This is a genomic window from Quyinboa sediminis, assembly GCF_042219855.1.
GTDB lineage: Bacteria > Bacteroidota > Bacteroidia > Bacteroidales > UBA5342 > JBHJHP01.
Window position 1 is genome coordinate 34,010 of record NZ_JBHJHP010000008.1, and the last position, 15,494, is coordinate 49,503.

Below are 15,494 nucleotides of genomic sequence, written 5' to 3' on the forward strand. Positions count from 1 at the left end.
TCTGACTTCATTTCGGCTCCCACAATTCAATTTTATTTCCGGCAGCATCCATAATATGTACGAATTTGCCGTAATCGTAGCTTACAATTTTGTCCAGAATGGTCACACCGTTTGCTTTCAGTTTATTCACAAGCCCTTCTATATTCTGAACCTTATAGTTTATCATGTATTCCTTTTTGGACGGGTGAAAATAGTCGTCTCCGGTTTTGAACGGCATCCACTGGAGAGAATTTATTTCTTCAGGCCGTTCAATGTTTCTGGATTCAAAACCCGATGATCCATATTCATTGATACGAAGTCCTAAGTTTTTGGAATACCATTCCCTGGTTTTATCCGGATCGTCGGAGTAAAAGAATATTCCTCCTATCCCCGTAACTTTGGGCGTGACATCATCCGTTCCTTTACCGGCTGCTTTTTTGTTTGCCATATCGTGTGTTTTTTCGATTTCCACTTTACATGTAAAACAGGTAATGACCCCAAAGTGTTACGGTAAATCGCTTCTTTTATCTGTTTTGATACACAAAAAACATTCGTTTTGTAATGACAGACTCAAAATACACCTAAAGAACGACTGACATCTTATGTCCGAAAGTATGCTGCTGATGCGATGTGTATGATTGATTTTTATACCGGTTTATTTTTTCTGCCGATAAATCAGGGAATTTTGCAGCATTGTGCATGCATGAATCACGGCATGCCGTTTCCGGGTGATTGTATCACAGAAAGATATACGCTAATCGTTCGCTCTGAAGAGCGATGGTTTGAACCCTTAAATCCAAAGGATCATCCTTTCAATACATTATGACACCTTTTTTAAGTATATTTTATTCTTTTAATAACTCTGCAATTTTGCTTTTCGAAGCATCGGGTTTCAGATGAGAACCTTACACAATCCTTTCCGGTTCTGTTTAGTTAAGATTTGCCTCAATGAGTTTTACCAGTTCATTGCCACTGCCTGGACGCGGAGCATTGTAGCTTATAATCTTTCCTTTTTTATCAATAAGTGCATAATGCGGTATGCCTTGTATGCCAAAAATCTGTCCCAGCTGTGCAAACTGTTTGTCGTTTAACAGGTAATGTTCTCCCTCTATCTTTTGATCTGCGATGGTTGTTTTCCATGCCGATTCCGTACACTGGTTGGCGAGATAAACAAAAACCACATCTTTGCCTTCAAACTGTTTCTTTATTTTTTTTGAGTTTGGCATTTCACCCATACACGGACCACACCAGGGTGCCCAAAAATCGATGTAGATCACGTTGTCGGGATATTTCTCCACCAGCCTGGCTAAATAATCATTCTCGTCGCTTAATGTATTAATTTTTGATCCGGTAGCGTATTCCGGATGCTCAAATAAGGCTTTCTCCTGATTGTATTTCTTTTCTACCCGGAATTTTAAATCTGCATTGTCGATAAACTCCGGGTGATAAAGGCTTCCCATATTTTCATAGTTCTTAGTGTCGAGCAGGCGATAGTAAAACTTTGACAGCAGGACATCTTTAACAAATCCTTTTTCTACGTCTTTCAAATAACGTAGGGGAATGCTCATGCTTTTTTCAAAATCTGTAGCATATAACTGCTGGACCAGCTGTAGAGAATCTGAGGGAATCAGCTGGAAAAGATACATGTCGTATTCCGAAAGAAAATTCAGAAAACTTGTACTTACCAGGTATGCTGTGTTATCCTTGTCCCACTCGTTCAGAAAATCGAAATATTCAGCCGGCACAGACGTTATAAAATCGTTGGGGTCTTTTTGCTTATGCATGGCCTGCAACCACCGGTAACGCATCAGGTTCTCGTATTTGTCAAATTTTATTTTCATAGGTAGCCATTCCTGAAATTGTTTGCAGGTATTATGCGTTGTGTTAAAGGCTTCAGCCCTGTTCATCCGTTCTTCCGCAACCTTTTCCTCGTATCGTTTGTACTCTTCGGGAGAAGCATTCCGGATCATGCTATCCTGCTCCTTCCGGTCTTGTAAGGAATCGCTATAATAAACCACATAAGCCGTTATGTCCTGATTCATTTTTTCAGCCGTGCCGGAAACGGAATAAAAGGCGTATTCTTCTGCCGTTGTGTTTGTTTTTTTATTCCAGCAAGCGCCATCAATGTCAAAATGTAGGCTATCGCCGGGTGAAATATAAAAGGTCAGAAGACCGCTGTACTTTAAATAGAATTCGGTGGGGTAGTCCAGCTCCAGCTCAAATCTGAAGCGGCCGTTTTTATCCGGATAATCCGGAAGGATGATCTGGCCGGCAAGAATATCTTCGTAGACAAGCTGAATCACGTCATGTTCTGAAACCGTTTCAAAGTTTGATACCTGCCCTGTAATAATGGCTTTTTTTGTTTCGTTGCTTTTGTGTTGTGCACAGGCGCCTAAAAGCAAAACTGAAAGGAGAATAGGGATAATGGTTTTCATATTTTATTCGTTTTGGTAAAATTATTACTGCAAGACTCATCAGTTTTAAAGTTGGGTTTTAGTCAGAGTGTTTGCTTGGTGCAAAAGGGGCTTTTCAGTTACAGCATTAAAAATAATAAAAATCCTGTAGCTTTAATTGTATATGTACGTTTATTTTGGTCCTGCTTTTCTTCATTTAAAGTCGCAGCTTACAGGTGATGCGTGACGATTGTTAAAGCCTGATTGATGTTGCCCGGTTAAATCCCCTTCCTGTTGGGCAGGAGACCTATTCCAACCGCTGGAAACATCATAATTCTGGCTGGAAGCCCTGAAAACCTTCCCGGGAGATTCAGGAAGTTAACAGGATGGGTAAATAGTTTACAAGCAGCACAGATTACTTAACAGGAGCTGTTTTTGTTCAAACGAACATCTTTTCATTCGATTTAGGAATGGGTAATTTATTATATGCTCTGTATCGCAGTGCTGAACTTCAATAGCACCTTAAATTATTCTTTACCCGCTAAAATGCAGGAATCAAACCCATTAATGGGTTTGATTCTTCGCAATTTTTATTGCTTTAAATGTTCCGTCAGCAAATAAGGTTTTCTTAATATAAATTCCTCCTGGAAGCGATTCAAAATCATCTGCGATATACTGCCCGTTCAAATTATAAAAAGCACTTTGGACAACTTCTGAATTTGAAGGACTAATTGTTTTAACAGCAGTAGGGATTTCCGCGTTGATCGTTAGATACCGAACCTGCATACCGCCGGTTGTTGTAAAGACAACGGTTCCGTCAGCATCAACAGTAAAAACACTTTCATTTAATTCAATTGCGATTTCCAAACCACCAATTCTTGTTGCATTCGTAGCAGTAAATCCACGTTCCTGGGAGGAATTAGCTGAAACAGCAAGTAACCTGATCACATCTCCGGCTTTACAATCGGGGACATTTATCGATAGTCCGCTTCCGTTTAGGATAAAACGCCCCGGGATTGTATCTTCAACCGGATGATCAATTCTAAACTTGGTGGCATTCAGGTTCCCAAAAGTTAGACCTTTCAGTTCCTCAATCTCAACACCATTTGCAGTTAAAGGCGTTTCAGCATCAATAACAATGGCATTTTGAAAACGTGTTTCACTTACATTTTCCCAGGTTGTCGGATCAGCCGCACAATTATCTATGGTTGCCTGGCTCCATTTTGTGAAATTCCAGATTTTTTGCGCATTTGTTGTAAAAACTGCACAAACAATCAATACAGTACTAAGAAGTAAAGTTTTTTTCATAATCGTTGATTTTTAATTATTGAATAAAGTAATTCTTCAAATTTACTATTTGAAATTATTGAGTGTAAATTTAAAGAAAAAAAAATCACCATAATTATTGTTGCCGTTAGATTAAAAAATGAAAACTAAGGGTTTAATGTTTGGGTTGAACCTTACACCGGCAATATCAGATGTTTTTTTACGATTTTTTCTGAATTCCTTATCGTATTAATTCATGTGTTTGTCGCTTCACAATCAACAATGGCGTAAACGTTATTTCGTATCTAAGCCCGGGCCAATAAGGATTGCTTACGTATCTTTACAACCAGCATGTTTCGTTAAATCCCGAGTTTCCCATAGTGAAACGGGGCTCCATCTGAAGAGACCAAAACCAATCTTTATCTGAACGTAACGGTTAGCTCAGAAACAGTTGCCGACACTGTGGCACTTTTCTGTCAGGTTGCAGAGAGGTTGAAGCGGGCAGGCATCTTTGAGTTTTTGTTATTCCCACCTTTATTTTTATACCTGTTGCTGTGTGTTATTCAGCGTATTTTATCCCTGTCAATTCTTCTGTTTTTTTCCATATTTTTTCGGATAGATCTGCATCATTCGCGATTTCATCCGTTGGTTTCAGCTTATCCTTATAGAAGTATTTTCCGGTTATTTTCTCTAAATCACCGGAGCTTGCAAGATAAACAGATGGTTTTGCTCCTTCTTTCGGTTTGGAAATCATTAAACTCAATAATCTGGCAATCCAATTCGGGTACTCTCTAAAAACATCAGTTCCAACAACTCCCGGATGAACACAATTAACCGTTATGTTTTCAGATGCTAATCGCTTTGCAAGTTCTTTCGTGAAATAGACAACAAGCAGTTTTGAGTTTGCATAAGCTTTGTTTCCAACAAATTTTTCCATTGCAAAGTCATTGGACAGGTTAACCTGCCCTCTTTTATATAATTCTGATGTCAGGTTTATTATCCGTGCCTGGCTGCTCTTTTTTAACAATGGAATCATAAATACAGTCAGGGCAAATGTCGCAAAGTAATTTACTGCTAAGGTCATTTCAAATGAATCAGCCGATTTTTCAAATTTTCGTTTAAAAATTCCTGCGTTATTTATTAGAATATCGATTTTGTTATACGTTGATTTTATGTCCTCAGAAACTTTTTTGATTGAATCGAATGATGCTAAATCCGTATATTTCAGTATAATTTTTCCACCCGATTCATTTTTTATTTCCTTAAATGCAATTCTTGATTTTTCACTGTCTCGAACCAGCATGATAATTTCATATCCTTTCCTGGCAAGTTCAATTGCTGTAACCTTTCCAATACCTGAATTACATCCTGTAATTAAACAAATCTTATGTTCCATATCTATTTTTTCTTTTCTGTTGACGCCAGATGGTAATCGTTTAGTCTACGTAAAAATGAAATGATATGAATTTTTTCTTTTAATGACATTTTTGCTGTCATTTTAGAATAAACGTCTTTCATTTTTGGTGTTAACTTATCTGTTTCTTTTCTGCCTTTTTCGGTTATTCTTACACGTTTGGCTCTTTTGTCCTCTTCGTCGTCAAATTCCTCGATAAAGTTCTTTTTTAAAAGCCTTTTGATGACCTCTATTCCTGAAGGAGCTTCTAATAAGTGAATGTGAATCAATTCCATTTTCCTGAAACTGTCAACCAGGCTCAGGTGATATAAAAAGCTGTATTCATCGGGAGAGTTGATATCTGTGCTTATTAAAGCTTCTTTGCAGTACGTTTTATAATGCTTGCTTTGCATTATTAAAAGAAAAGTCATCTCCATGTCAATATCATCTTTATCATGACCTGATTCCAGGGAATGGTGTTGTTCAAAAACAAATTGAGTTAACCAGATTGTAAATTCTTTGACATCCTTCGGTTCTTTACCCGTTTCCTTTTCAAAACGTATTAGATGTTCAATTAGCTCTGCAATAATGTGTAAAGAATAATTCATAGTCCAAAAATACAAAATACTTCAAAAACATACAATGTATTTGCTAAAAAATTATGTAAATGAAATAAAAATCATATATTTGTATCGAAAACATAGTAATAAATGTATATAAACTTAAGATTTGAATAATATGAATACAAAACCGTATTTAGTTACAGAGAATTATTTTCCGAAAGATGAGCATTTCGAAGAAGTATTAAACATCTTAAAAGAAACTTCGGAAATGATAAAAGAACAGGATGGGGCATTAATGAGCTTAACATTGAAGCCTGAACAAAAACATGGATCGATCACGGGCATTACATTATGGACAAGTCGTGAAAAGTTTACTGATTTTATGAGAAGTGAACATGCTGAGAAAATTATGAAATCAGGTTTGTCAGAAAAAGTTAAAAGTTGGACAACAGATATTAAGGCTAATCTCTATTCTGTTGAGCAGGCCTGGCATGTAGAATCCCACGATTAAATTTCATAGAGCTGAAAGGTAGAAGTCATTTTTATCTTTCAGCTTCTGTTGTTTCTTATCACCAGCTGCCGTTAACATGCTCCAAAGATCTTTCAATAAAACAGGTTTCAGTTCACCTTCCCTGGGGCCGATTGCAGATTGGGTTTAGGGAGGGTCATGAAATACTATTTTCAACATTCTACAAAAAGCCGACAAAAACGTTCATCAATTTTTCAACTGCTGTGCGCGGCTTCGGATTTACATGACTTTTAAACCCAAGGCTTCGCCATGGGTTGAATTGCTTTTTGCCATTCAGGCAACATATTTCCCGCGTCCCAATGAAAACCACTTGTCAAGGCACCTTCCCCGGGGCCGATTGCAGATTGGGTTTAGAGAGGGTCATGAGATACTATTTTCAACATTCTACAAAAAGCCGACAAAAACGTTCATCAATTTTTCAACTGCTGTGCGCGGCTTCGGATTCACATGACTTTTAAACCCAAGGCTTCGCCATGGGCTGAATTGCTTTTTGCCATTCAGGCAAAATATTTCCCGCGTCCCAATGAAAACCACTTGTCAAAGCACCCTCCCCGGGGCCGATTAAAAATCGGGATTAGGGAAGGCAATAAATACAAAACTTGCAGGTTTGAAAAATACCAGGGAGGGTCATGAAATTTTATTTGACTCACCCCGGACCAGAGTTCCGGCCTGTTATTTTCAGGATAACCCTCTCTATCACTCCACTGCATTTCGTGACAAAGAGGGACAGTTTGGACCAGTAAATTTGATACAATCGCGTCCCAACAAAACCACTTGTCAAGGCACCTTCCCTGGGGCCGATTGCAGATTGGGTTTAGGGAGGGTCATGAAATACTATTTTCAACATTCTACAAAAAGCCGACAAAAACGTTCATCAATTTTTCAACTGCTGTGCGCGGCTTCGGATTTACATGACTTTTCAACCCAAGGCTTCGCCATGGGCTGAATTGCTTTTTGCCATTCAGGCAAAATATTTCCCGCGCCCTAATGAAAACCACTTGTCGTAGCACCCTCCCCGGGGCCGATTAAAAATCGGGATTAGGGAGGGCAATAAATACAAAACTTGCAGGTTTGAAAAATACCAGGGAGGGTCATGAAGTTTTATTTGACTCACCCCGGACCAGAGTTCCGGCCTGTTATTTTCAGGATAACCCTCTGCTTCAATAAAAGCAAGGGTAAATAGGTGCGGATATTCATCCGCACCAGTTAAGATTTTAATATGTATTTATAAAAATGACTTAGTTTATTTTTACATCAATGGAATTCTTCCTACTCCAGTCAGAGTACACCATGCCATGATCTGTGATCACACCTACCCGGAATAACCGTTTTTTAAATTTCATATCACCTTTCTGGCGGGTTATGTTTACCGTTAACATTCCGGGAACACTTGCGCTGGCCTCAAATACATCGCAGGCAAATTCCCCTTTCCGGTAGCCGTATCCGTCACCGGTGTCGCTGTAAAGACGACCGGTAGCCGTCATATTATCATCAGGGCACACATACAAAGTAACGGAGTCGTTGGAAAAGTAAGCTGTAGATTGCACCACCTGTCCCAGTGGCAGAATAGCACCGCCGCGTAGTTTCACATCGGGCTGATAAATGTCTGTTTCAGAATCTTCGCCAACCAGAGAAATGGTTTTCCAGATGCCACCCGGAAGCTTCGGATGATCAGCCCATTTGGGCACAATCAAAAGATCGGATCCAAGCATAAATGCCTGCTGCTCATTGCGCAGGTTTTTGTCGGCCGGATCGGCAAAAAATACAGGACGCATGACCGGCATGCCGTTTTCTGATGCCTGGTGAAACAGCGTATACAGATAAGGCAATAAGCGGTAACGCCGTTCTATGGCCGTGCGGGCAGCATCTTCAACCTCAGGGCCAAAAGCCCAGGGTTCCTGGCTTCGTGTGCTGACCTCGGTATGTGCTCTTGAGAAGGGATAAAATGCACCGACGGCGATCCAGTGTCCCCATAATTCAGGTGTGGCATTTTCTGCAAAACCACCAATATCGGGTCCGTTAAAAGGCTGTCCGGATAAACCCAGGTTGATGCTCATGGGAATGGACATTTTCAGATGATCCCAGCGGGCTGCATTGTCGCCGGTCCAGGTAGCAGCGTAGCGTTGTCCCCCAATAAAATTGGATCGTGTCAGGATAAACGGCCTTTTCTCAGGATTAGCTGCCTCAATGCCTTCCCGTGATGCTTTTACCATCATCATGCCATACACGTTATGGTAGCGCAGATGCACATCTTCAGGCAGATTTTCATCGCCTTTGTGAACGTTATCCACCGGCATGGTCCAGTCAGGTCCGTTAAAGACTGCCGGTTCATTCATGTCATTCCATACACCATCGATACCGGTCGCCATATAGTCTTTATACAGTGCTGACCACCACTGCTGTACCTTACCCTGCGTAAAATCAGGGAAGACGCATGGCCCGGGCCATACATCGCCTACATAATCTTTGTTGTCTTTGGTTTTGACCCAGACATCTTTTTCCGTGCCGGAATCGTATACACTGTATCCTTCCTGCTTTGCTACGCCAGGATCGATCATCCATACGGATTTAAAACCTTTATTATGAAGATAACTGTTGGTCTCCTGCGGATTCGGAAACCGTTCCGGTGAGAAGGTGAATATTTTATAGGCATCCATGTAATGAATGTCCATCCAGATCACGTCGCACGGAATCTGTTTGAGCCGAAAGGTATCGGCAATTTCCTTTACCCGTGTATCAGGGAAATAGGACCAGCGGCATTGCTGATAGCCAAGGCTCCACAGTGGAGGCATCTCAATGGTGCCAATCAGGCCTGCCAGTTTATGCATCACGTCCTGTGGCGACCTGCCTTTTATGACAAATACGCGATAGGCAGGACCTGCGGAAGAAAAAAGAATCTCTTTCCCCAGCGACAGCTCCATCTGCCAGGTATTATCTGCGAGCACCCCAAAGGCAGATCCGTCTTCGTTGATACCCAAAACCCATGGGTGTGACTGGTAGAGCCTGATGCCGTTATCACGGGCATAGGTAAAGTTATCGGTGTTCCACATGCGGCGCGTTGTGCCGTTACGCACCAGGTTCCCGGTCTGTTCGCCGGTAGCATACAGGTCGGTATTGACAGGAATTTTTACTTCAGCCATAGACTTGCCAAAGGCTTCACTGAAAGCTACAGTCATGTCCCAGTCGGACGGGAGTTCGCCCTGCATCTCCGGTTCTTCAACCAAAGCAAACGATGGCAGGTTCTCTTCCGGATCGAAATCCTCAGGATAAAATACGGCAATATCATCGTCGATAAGCCCGGTTCTGTATTGAGCTGAACTACTTGCTGTGATCAGGATCAGACCTGAAACCAGCAGTTTTATGAGGCTGTTTTTTTGCATCTGATTATTTTTTAATTATTGCTGTAAACCAGGTAATCCCATGGTTTAAGGTCAAGTTTCATGTCTTCGGACAGCGAGAGACTGATGTTGTTAAAGATATCGGTGTACGTTCCTTCAAAACCGTTACCCTGAAGTGTTCCCTTTTGAGGTTTCGATGACAGATTGATAATGACTACTACTTTATCACCGTTTTTCTCCCTGATAAAGGCGTAAATATTTTCATCGTTGCCGGTTGGAATTTTGACCAGTTTGCCGCCGGTTTTACCATTCCACAGAGCCTGATTTCGGTGTTTCAGATCAAACAGCTTTTTGTAAAATCCTGCATATTTATAATGATCCCAGGGCACGGTGTCTTTGGAGAAAAAGGCCAGCTGTTTGTCCATGGCTGACTCCTGTCCGGTGTAAACCAGCGGCATTCCGTTAAAGGTGGCAGTCAGTACGGCGAATGCCAGGTGCCCGTTGCCCATGCGTTCAAATTCGGTTCCGGCCCATGCATTTTCATCGTGGTTAGAGGTGAACTGCATATGGTAGCCTTTGTGATATTGGCGCGCTTTTTTGGCCAGCAATGAATCGATATCAATAGCTGTCTTCTTTTCAGCTTTCTGTGCTGATCCTTCCACAAGGTTACCCTGCACCAATTTGGCTGCATCGCTGCGGTTGGCACCCTGATATCTGGCGATGTCATTCAACAGGTGATGCATTTCCCAGGCATAATCCATCACAAATGATCCATCATTCAGTAACTCAGGCACCTCAGCTTCGGCCAGCATAAAGACCGGTTCAATAGCATATAATGAATCGGTACACTGTTCCCAGAAATCCACCGGAACACCATGTGCCACATCTACCCTGAAGCCGTCAATGCCAATGTCTGTGATCCAGAATTTCATGGCATCGATCATGCCAATCCGCATATCCGGATTATCGTAGTTCAGGTCAGCTACGTCGGTCCAGCCCCACGATTTCCCGGTATTGTAATCAATAGGATCGGTGATATTTCCTAATGAGTCCTTGGTGTACCAGTCGGGATGTTCTGTAATCCAGGGGTTATCCCATCCGGTATGGTTCGGTACCCAGTCGATGATGCAGTGCATGCCCAGCGCGTGAATGGAGTCGAGCATGGTTTTGAAATCGTCCATGGTGCCAAAACGCGGATTGACTTTGTAGTAATCGCCAACGGCATACGGACTGCCCAATTCTCCTTTCCGGTTCTTTTTGCTTACAGGATGGATCGGCATAAGCCAGAGGATGTCCACACCCATTTCTTTCAATCGAGGCAGGTGAGCCATAAAGGCATTAAAGGTTCCTTCTGGCGTGTATTGCCTCATATTGACCTCGTAAATGGTGGCGTTTTTATGCCATTCAGGAACGCGGGGTTTCTCCCATGTGCTTTGATCCTGACTTTGTTTGGCTCCGTTACAGGCTCCCGTCAACAGGATGATAAGTAACAGACTGAGGAGTTTAAGATTTTTGTTCATTTTCAATATACGTATTTGATTGTTAATTTCAGTTTTATTTTATTATTTCTCAGTCAAAAATCAGTTGTCATCTGTTTCGCTACACCCCTAACCCCTAAAGGGGAAAATCCTTCCCGCATTGGCTGGCGATCCCTTCAGGGAATTTAAGGGTTAGCGCCGGTTATTAAACAACTCTATCTACTTCTTACTTACCACTAACTACTTACCACTAACTACTTATTACTCTTTATCTCTTCTCTCATCTTCAGAAATACCCCGTTTGTCCAGCCGAAGCCGTCCTGGTTGTTGTATTCTCCACCACCTCCGGGAAGTTCCGTATTTACGACGTTATACTTTTCCGTCATTTTTCCGGTTTCAAAGTACACCTTCATATTCAGGCTGAGCCATCTTTCTGCGATTGCTTGTGCCAGCGTATTGTATCCGTAATTTTTCATGGCTACATAGCCAATCCATTGCAATGGTGCCCAGCCGTTGGGATAATCCCATTGTTGTCCCGGATGTTCTGTTAGTGTAGTGACAAGTCCTCCGTTTAGCAGAAATGCATTCCGGATATAGTCTGCAGCGCCCTGCGCCTGCTCCGGTGTGGCAATATTAAAGAACAAAGGGAATAATCCAGCCAGGGTTTCCTGTTCTGACAATAGGTTTTCTTTAACGTTATAATCAAAAAAATACGCCTTTTGCTTATTCCAGAATACCTTCTGAATTAATGCCTTCCGTTGTTCTGCCAGTGCTGCATATGCTTCAGATTTCCCGTCAGTGTTTTTTAGCCTGTATGCCTTTGATAAGGTCATTTCCATGTGATAGATCAGGCAGTTAAGATCTACCGGAAGGTATTGTGTGGTGATGATCTGTTCCAGATGTTCCCCGTCGCTGAACCAGCGTGTGGAGAAGTCCCATCCTGATTCCGCAGCCGAACGGATGTCTCTGAAGATGGATGAATCGCGACCTGATGCTTCGAATGTTTTCACATCATGCAGATATGATTCCGGGCGTGGTGTGTTTAATTCGTCATAATAGCGGTTAAGAATCTTGCCGCGCTTATATTTCACGATTTTATTGCCCGACATCCAGTACGCATATTCTTTTTCTATCTCGGGCAGAAACCGGATAAGTATGGTTGAATCGTGTTTGGTTTCAGCCAGCAGTTCCACCATCAGTGAAAAAAAAGGCGGCTGCGACCGGCTCAGGTAGTAGGTCCGGTTTCCGTTGGGAATATGTCCGTATGTATCAATGAGCCATGCGAAATCACTGATCATGTGCTCCATCAGGTCGCTTCTTCCACTGACCTGCAGGCCCAGCATGGTAAAATAACTGTCCCAGTAATACATCTCGGTGAACCGGCCTCCGGGGACCACATACGGTTCCGGTAACGCAATACGCGATGAATTCGGGTTTTGTACTTCCGGCTGTCTCGTCAACGTATTCCACAGCATGGTGATGTGCCGGATCATGGCTGCTGTATCGGCCTGAATGGTATCGAAATACGTGCCCACAAAATGCCTCAGATTGAATCCGGGTTGATCTTTTTGATTGTGGTAGAGGATCAGTATAGAATCAGGATCCGTTTTAGCGGGGCAATCGGCAAAGCGTTTCTGGTCGTGAAAAATCTGTTGGGTCTGAACCGCTTTAAACAGCTCACCATATTTCTGAACAGGATCAACCTGACTGCTTACCGGCCATGCAGTTAGCAAGGTCACAAAGATTATGAGTGTTATGGTTAATCCTTTGCCGTTCATAGATGTTTAACGGATGATATCTTTAGTTAAACTGTTGTTTTTTTGGGGTGTTCGGAAACTATCAAATTTATGAAATTATACCGAACATGAGGAACCCTGAATAAGACAAAACTATGGTTCTTTACGGGGAAATCACAGGAATAAGGATGAAAATGCGTTAAAAACCATTGGAATCGTTTCCGCAAACGTTTTCTGAAAATGTGCCAGGGCTTTTGCCCATTCAGGGCAAAGGATCTTTAGACGCATAATTATCTCATGTATTCACCCTGAGTTAATGCGATAACGCCGTTGGGGTTATATTTAAAACTGGATTTTGTTAGTTAGGGATGTTTCACTAATCCATTTATTTAAGTCCAAAGGACTTATAGCATTAACAAAGGGCAATGCCCTTTGATTAAAGCATAATGTAAACCCGATGCCCTGAAGGGGCAGTAGATCACCTGTCAAACAATAAAGCCGGCATAAGCCGGCTTTATATTTTAGGATCATGAAGTTTTACCAGATTTTTGCCCGCATATTCAAAGGAATATACATGGAATCTGCCTCCTGAATATTAAATGCATTAACAAAAGCCTGAAGGTTTGGCAACGGACCGTTAACCCTGTGTTCACCCAGTGAGTGTACATCTGTTTTTACCCTTCTGAGTTTTTCAGCTTCCCTGATGTTTTGTGCCCATATTCTGGCATAGGAAAGAAAAAACCGTTGTTCGGCTGTGAAACCATCAATTGCTTCCGGTTCTGCTTTGCCTTTCAGTGTATTTTCAAAAGCCTGGAATGCAATATTCAAACCACCCAGATCGGCAATGTTTTCACCCATAGTCAGCTCACCATTGGCATGAATGGTATCCTGAACAATAAATGAGTCGTAACGCTCTGCCAGAACTTTTGTCCGCTTTGCAAATTTTTCAGCATCGGCTGGCTGCCACCAGTCATTCAGGTTGCCTGCTTTGTCAAACTGACGTCCCTGATCATCGAAACCATGCGTCATTTCATGCCCGATCACCACACCGATGGCTCCGTAATTTACAGCATCGTCACCATTCAGGTAGAAGAACGGTGGCTGCAGAATAGCTGCAGGAAATACAATCTCATTCGCCGACGGATTATAGTACGCATTCACTGTTTGCGGTGTCATGTGCCATTCGTCTTTGTCAACCGGCTTGCCAATTTTATCAGCCGTATATTTAAAATCCAGCTCATTGGAACGGATGGCATTCTCCACATAACTGTCTTTAGTGACCTTAAGGCCGGAGTAATCTCGCCATTTATTGGGATAACCGATTTTTACGTGGATCGCAGCCAGCTTATCCTTTGCTGCAGCCTTTGTGCTGTCACTCATCCAGTCCAGCTGATCGATACGTTCCCCAAAGGCTATGCGCAGGTTTTCAACCAGTTTTTCCATGCGTTTTTTGGCTTCCGGCGGGAAGTACTGTGCTACAAAAAGCTGACCGATAGCTTCACCCAGTGCGCCACTTGTGGCACCCGAAACACGTTTCCAGCGTGGTTCCTGTTCCGGCATACCGGACAATGTTTTACCGTAGAATTCAAAGCTGGCATCAACATAGGCTTTCGGCAGATACCTGGAAATGTTTCTGAGGAAATGAAGGGTCAGGTAGTCCTTCCATGTGTTCAGTGGTTCAGATCCCAGCATTTTACTCATCTCTGTCAGGTAGTGAGGCTGCGACACATTGATTTCTTTGGGTTCAGCCACACCCATTGCTGTGAAAAGATTATCCCATTCCATGGCGGGATATTCGGCTTTTAATCCGGCATAATCCACTTTGTTATAGGTTGCCTGCGGATCACGGTTCTGCAGCCTGGTATTACTGATCTCTGCCAGTTTGTTTTCCAGTGCGAAAATCTCATCTGCCTTTTGTTCAGCACCCTTTTCGCTGCTGCCATTCAGCATCCAGATTTCACGGATATAGTTTTTATATGCTGCGCGGATTTTATCAGCGTGTTCTCCTTTATCGGTATAATAGTCACGATCCGGCATTCCCAGTCCGTGCTGACTTATTTCGGCGATCATCATGTCACTGTTTTTAGAATCCGGACTGCCGTAAAAATAAAACAGCGGATAGATCTGAAGTTCCTGCAATTTTCCGATCGCATTAACCAGATCATCTTTGCTGCTGATGTTCTGAATCATATCAAGGTAAGGCTGAACCGGTTTTAATCCTGCTGCTTCAATGGCTGCAGTATCCATCCCCGATGCAAAAAAGTCGCCAATCTGTTGTGCGATGGTACCTTCTTTGGCCTGCTCTTTAGCAGCACCTTCAATGATACCTTTAACCCGTTCCCTGTTTTCTTCGGCCAGCATGTCGAATGCACCGTAGCGGCTTTTGTCATCCGGTAAAGGATTGTTGGCCATCCAGCCGCCGTTGGTGTACATGTAAAAATTCTGACCCGGAGTGTAGGACAAATCCATATCCTCCTCAGTAAAGTGTGGTTTTTCACCCATGTTTTTATCACCTCCGTTTTGGCATCCACCCACAATAAGGGCTGTCAGGATGCCTGTCGTGAATAACTTATGTTTCATTATCTTTGTGTGTTTGGTTGTTTTTCAATTCAAAGGGAACAAAAATAATACTTTTTGTTTGTGGAACTTTCTCACAGAAGTTAAAAACAGTAAACGGAAGCTACATAAGGCTTTAGATCCGGATCATTCTAAGTTTTATTCTGGGAATTGCCCATTAGCTGTTTCATTTTTTGTACGTTAATGGCGGGAAGATCCACCATATTTGGTCGGTCTGAAAAACTTAGCAGCGTCAATAACTG

10 protein-coding genes are annotated in these 15,494 nt (G+C 42.3%); 1 reads left to right on the top strand and 9 read right to left on the bottom strand.

The annotated features are described in order from the left end of the window. Nucleotides 1-7: 7 nt before the first annotated feature. The 5 genes from ACE1EF_RS16875 to ACE1EF_RS16895 all read right to left on the bottom strand — a co-directional run bounded on the left by ACE1EF_RS16875 (nucleotide 8) and on the right by ACE1EF_RS16895 (nucleotide 5,639). Nucleotides 8-427: a VOC family protein gene (locus ACE1EF_RS16875; RefSeq protein ID WP_375721868.1), complete on the bottom strand. Its 420-nt coding sequence runs from the start codon at nucleotides 425-427 to the stop codon at nucleotides 8-10. Between the two features lie 481 nt (nucleotides 428-908). Then, nucleotides 909-2,414, bottom strand: coding sequence for a TlpA family protein disulfide reductase (locus ACE1EF_RS16880; protein WP_375721869.1), 1,506 nt, complete (start codon nucleotides 2,412-2,414; stop codon nucleotides 909-911). A gap of 522 nt (nucleotides 2,415-2,936) precedes the next feature. Beyond that, nucleotides 2,937-3,680 (bottom strand): hypothetical protein, encoded by a 744-nt coding sequence (locus ACE1EF_RS16885; protein WP_375721870.1) that lies wholly within the window; start codon nucleotides 3,678-3,680, stop codon nucleotides 2,937-2,939. Between the two features lie 517 nt (nucleotides 3,681-4,197). Further along, a complete protein-coding gene (locus ACE1EF_RS16890; RefSeq protein ID WP_375721871.1) occupies nucleotides 4,198-5,034 on the bottom strand; it encodes an SDR family oxidoreductase in 837 nt (278 codons plus the stop codon). A 2-nt stretch (nucleotides 5,035-5,036) separates the two neighbouring features. Further along, nucleotides 5,037-5,639, bottom strand: coding sequence for a MarR family winged helix-turn-helix transcriptional regulator (locus ACE1EF_RS16895; protein WP_375721872.1), 603 nt, complete (start codon nucleotides 5,637-5,639; stop codon nucleotides 5,037-5,039). A 130-nt stretch (nucleotides 5,640-5,769) separates the two neighbouring features. Between ACE1EF_RS16895 and ACE1EF_RS16900 the strand changes: the two genes are divergently transcribed. After that, complete coding sequence (locus ACE1EF_RS16900; RefSeq protein WP_375721873.1) at nucleotides 5,770-6,105, top strand: antibiotic biosynthesis monooxygenase; 336 nt, start codon at nucleotides 5,770-5,772, stop codon at nucleotides 6,103-6,105. Nucleotides 6,106-7,361: 1,256 nt separating this feature from the next. On the opposite strand, the gene ACE1EF_RS16905 is transcribed toward ACE1EF_RS16900, so the two are convergent. The 4 genes from ACE1EF_RS16905 to ACE1EF_RS16920 all read right to left on the bottom strand — a co-directional run bounded on the left by ACE1EF_RS16905 (nucleotide 7,362) and on the right by ACE1EF_RS16920 (nucleotide 15,255). Further along, complete coding sequence (locus ACE1EF_RS16905; RefSeq protein ID WP_375721874.1) at nucleotides 7,362-9,503, bottom strand: TIM-barrel domain-containing protein; 2,142 nt, start codon at nucleotides 9,501-9,503, stop codon at nucleotides 7,362-7,364. Between the two features lie 11 nt (nucleotides 9,504-9,514). Beyond that, a complete protein-coding gene (locus ACE1EF_RS16910) occupies nucleotides 9,515-10,981 on the bottom strand; it encodes an alpha-amylase family glycosyl hydrolase (RefSeq protein WP_375721875.1) in 1,467 nt (488 codons plus the stop codon). A 212-nt stretch (nucleotides 10,982-11,193) separates the two neighbouring features. Continuing rightward, the gene (treF, locus tag ACE1EF_RS16915; protein ID WP_375721876.1) at nucleotides 11,194-12,717 is read right to left on the bottom strand and encodes an alpha,alpha-trehalase TreF; all 1,524 of its coding nucleotides are present in this window, start codon (nucleotides 12,715-12,717) and stop codon (nucleotides 11,194-11,196) included. A 495-nt stretch (nucleotides 12,718-13,212) separates the two neighbouring features. Beyond that, complete coding sequence (locus tag ACE1EF_RS16920) at nucleotides 13,213-15,255, bottom strand: M13 family metallopeptidase (protein WP_375721877.1); 2,043 nt, start codon at nucleotides 15,253-15,255, stop codon at nucleotides 13,213-13,215. Between the last annotated feature and the right edge of the window lie 239 nt (nucleotides 15,256-15,494).

Excerpts from the sequence above, each read along its gene's own strand:
- ACE1EF_RS16880 (WP_375721869.1), bottom strand. The coding sequence starts at position 2,414 with ATGAAAACCATTATCCCTATTCTCCTTTCAGTTTTGCTTTTAGGCGCC.
- treF (WP_375721876.1), bottom strand. The coding sequence starts at position 12,717 with ATGAACGGCAAAGGATTAACCATAACACTCATAATCTTTGTGACCTTG.
- ACE1EF_RS16885 (WP_375721870.1), bottom strand. The coding sequence starts at position 3,680 with ATGAAAAAAACTTTACTTCTTAGTACTGTATTGATTGTTTGTGCAGTT.
- ACE1EF_RS16890 (WP_375721871.1), bottom strand. The coding sequence starts at position 5,034 with ATGGAACATAAGATTTGTTTAATTACAGGATGTAATTCAGGTATTGGA.
- ACE1EF_RS16900 (WP_375721873.1), top strand. The coding sequence starts at position 5,770 with ATGAATACAAAACCGTATTTAGTTACAGAGAATTATTTTCCGAAAGAT.
- ACE1EF_RS16905 (WP_375721874.1), bottom strand. The coding sequence starts at position 9,503 with ATGCAAAAAAACAGCCTCATAAAACTGCTGGTTTCAGGTCTGATCCTG.
- ACE1EF_RS16875 (WP_375721868.1), bottom strand. The coding sequence starts at position 427 with ATGGCAAACAAAAAAGCAGCCGGTAAAGGAACGGATGATGTCACGCCC.
- ACE1EF_RS16910 (WP_375721875.1), bottom strand. The coding sequence starts at position 10,981 with ATGAACAAAAATCTTAAACTCCTCAGTCTGTTACTTATCATCCTGTTG.
- ACE1EF_RS16895 (WP_375721872.1), bottom strand. The coding sequence starts at position 5,639 with ATGAATTATTCTTTACACATTATTGCAGAGCTAATTGAACATCTAATA.
- ACE1EF_RS16920 (WP_375721877.1), bottom strand. The coding sequence starts at position 15,255 with ATGAAACATAAGTTATTCACGACAGGCATCCTGACAGCCCTTATTGTG.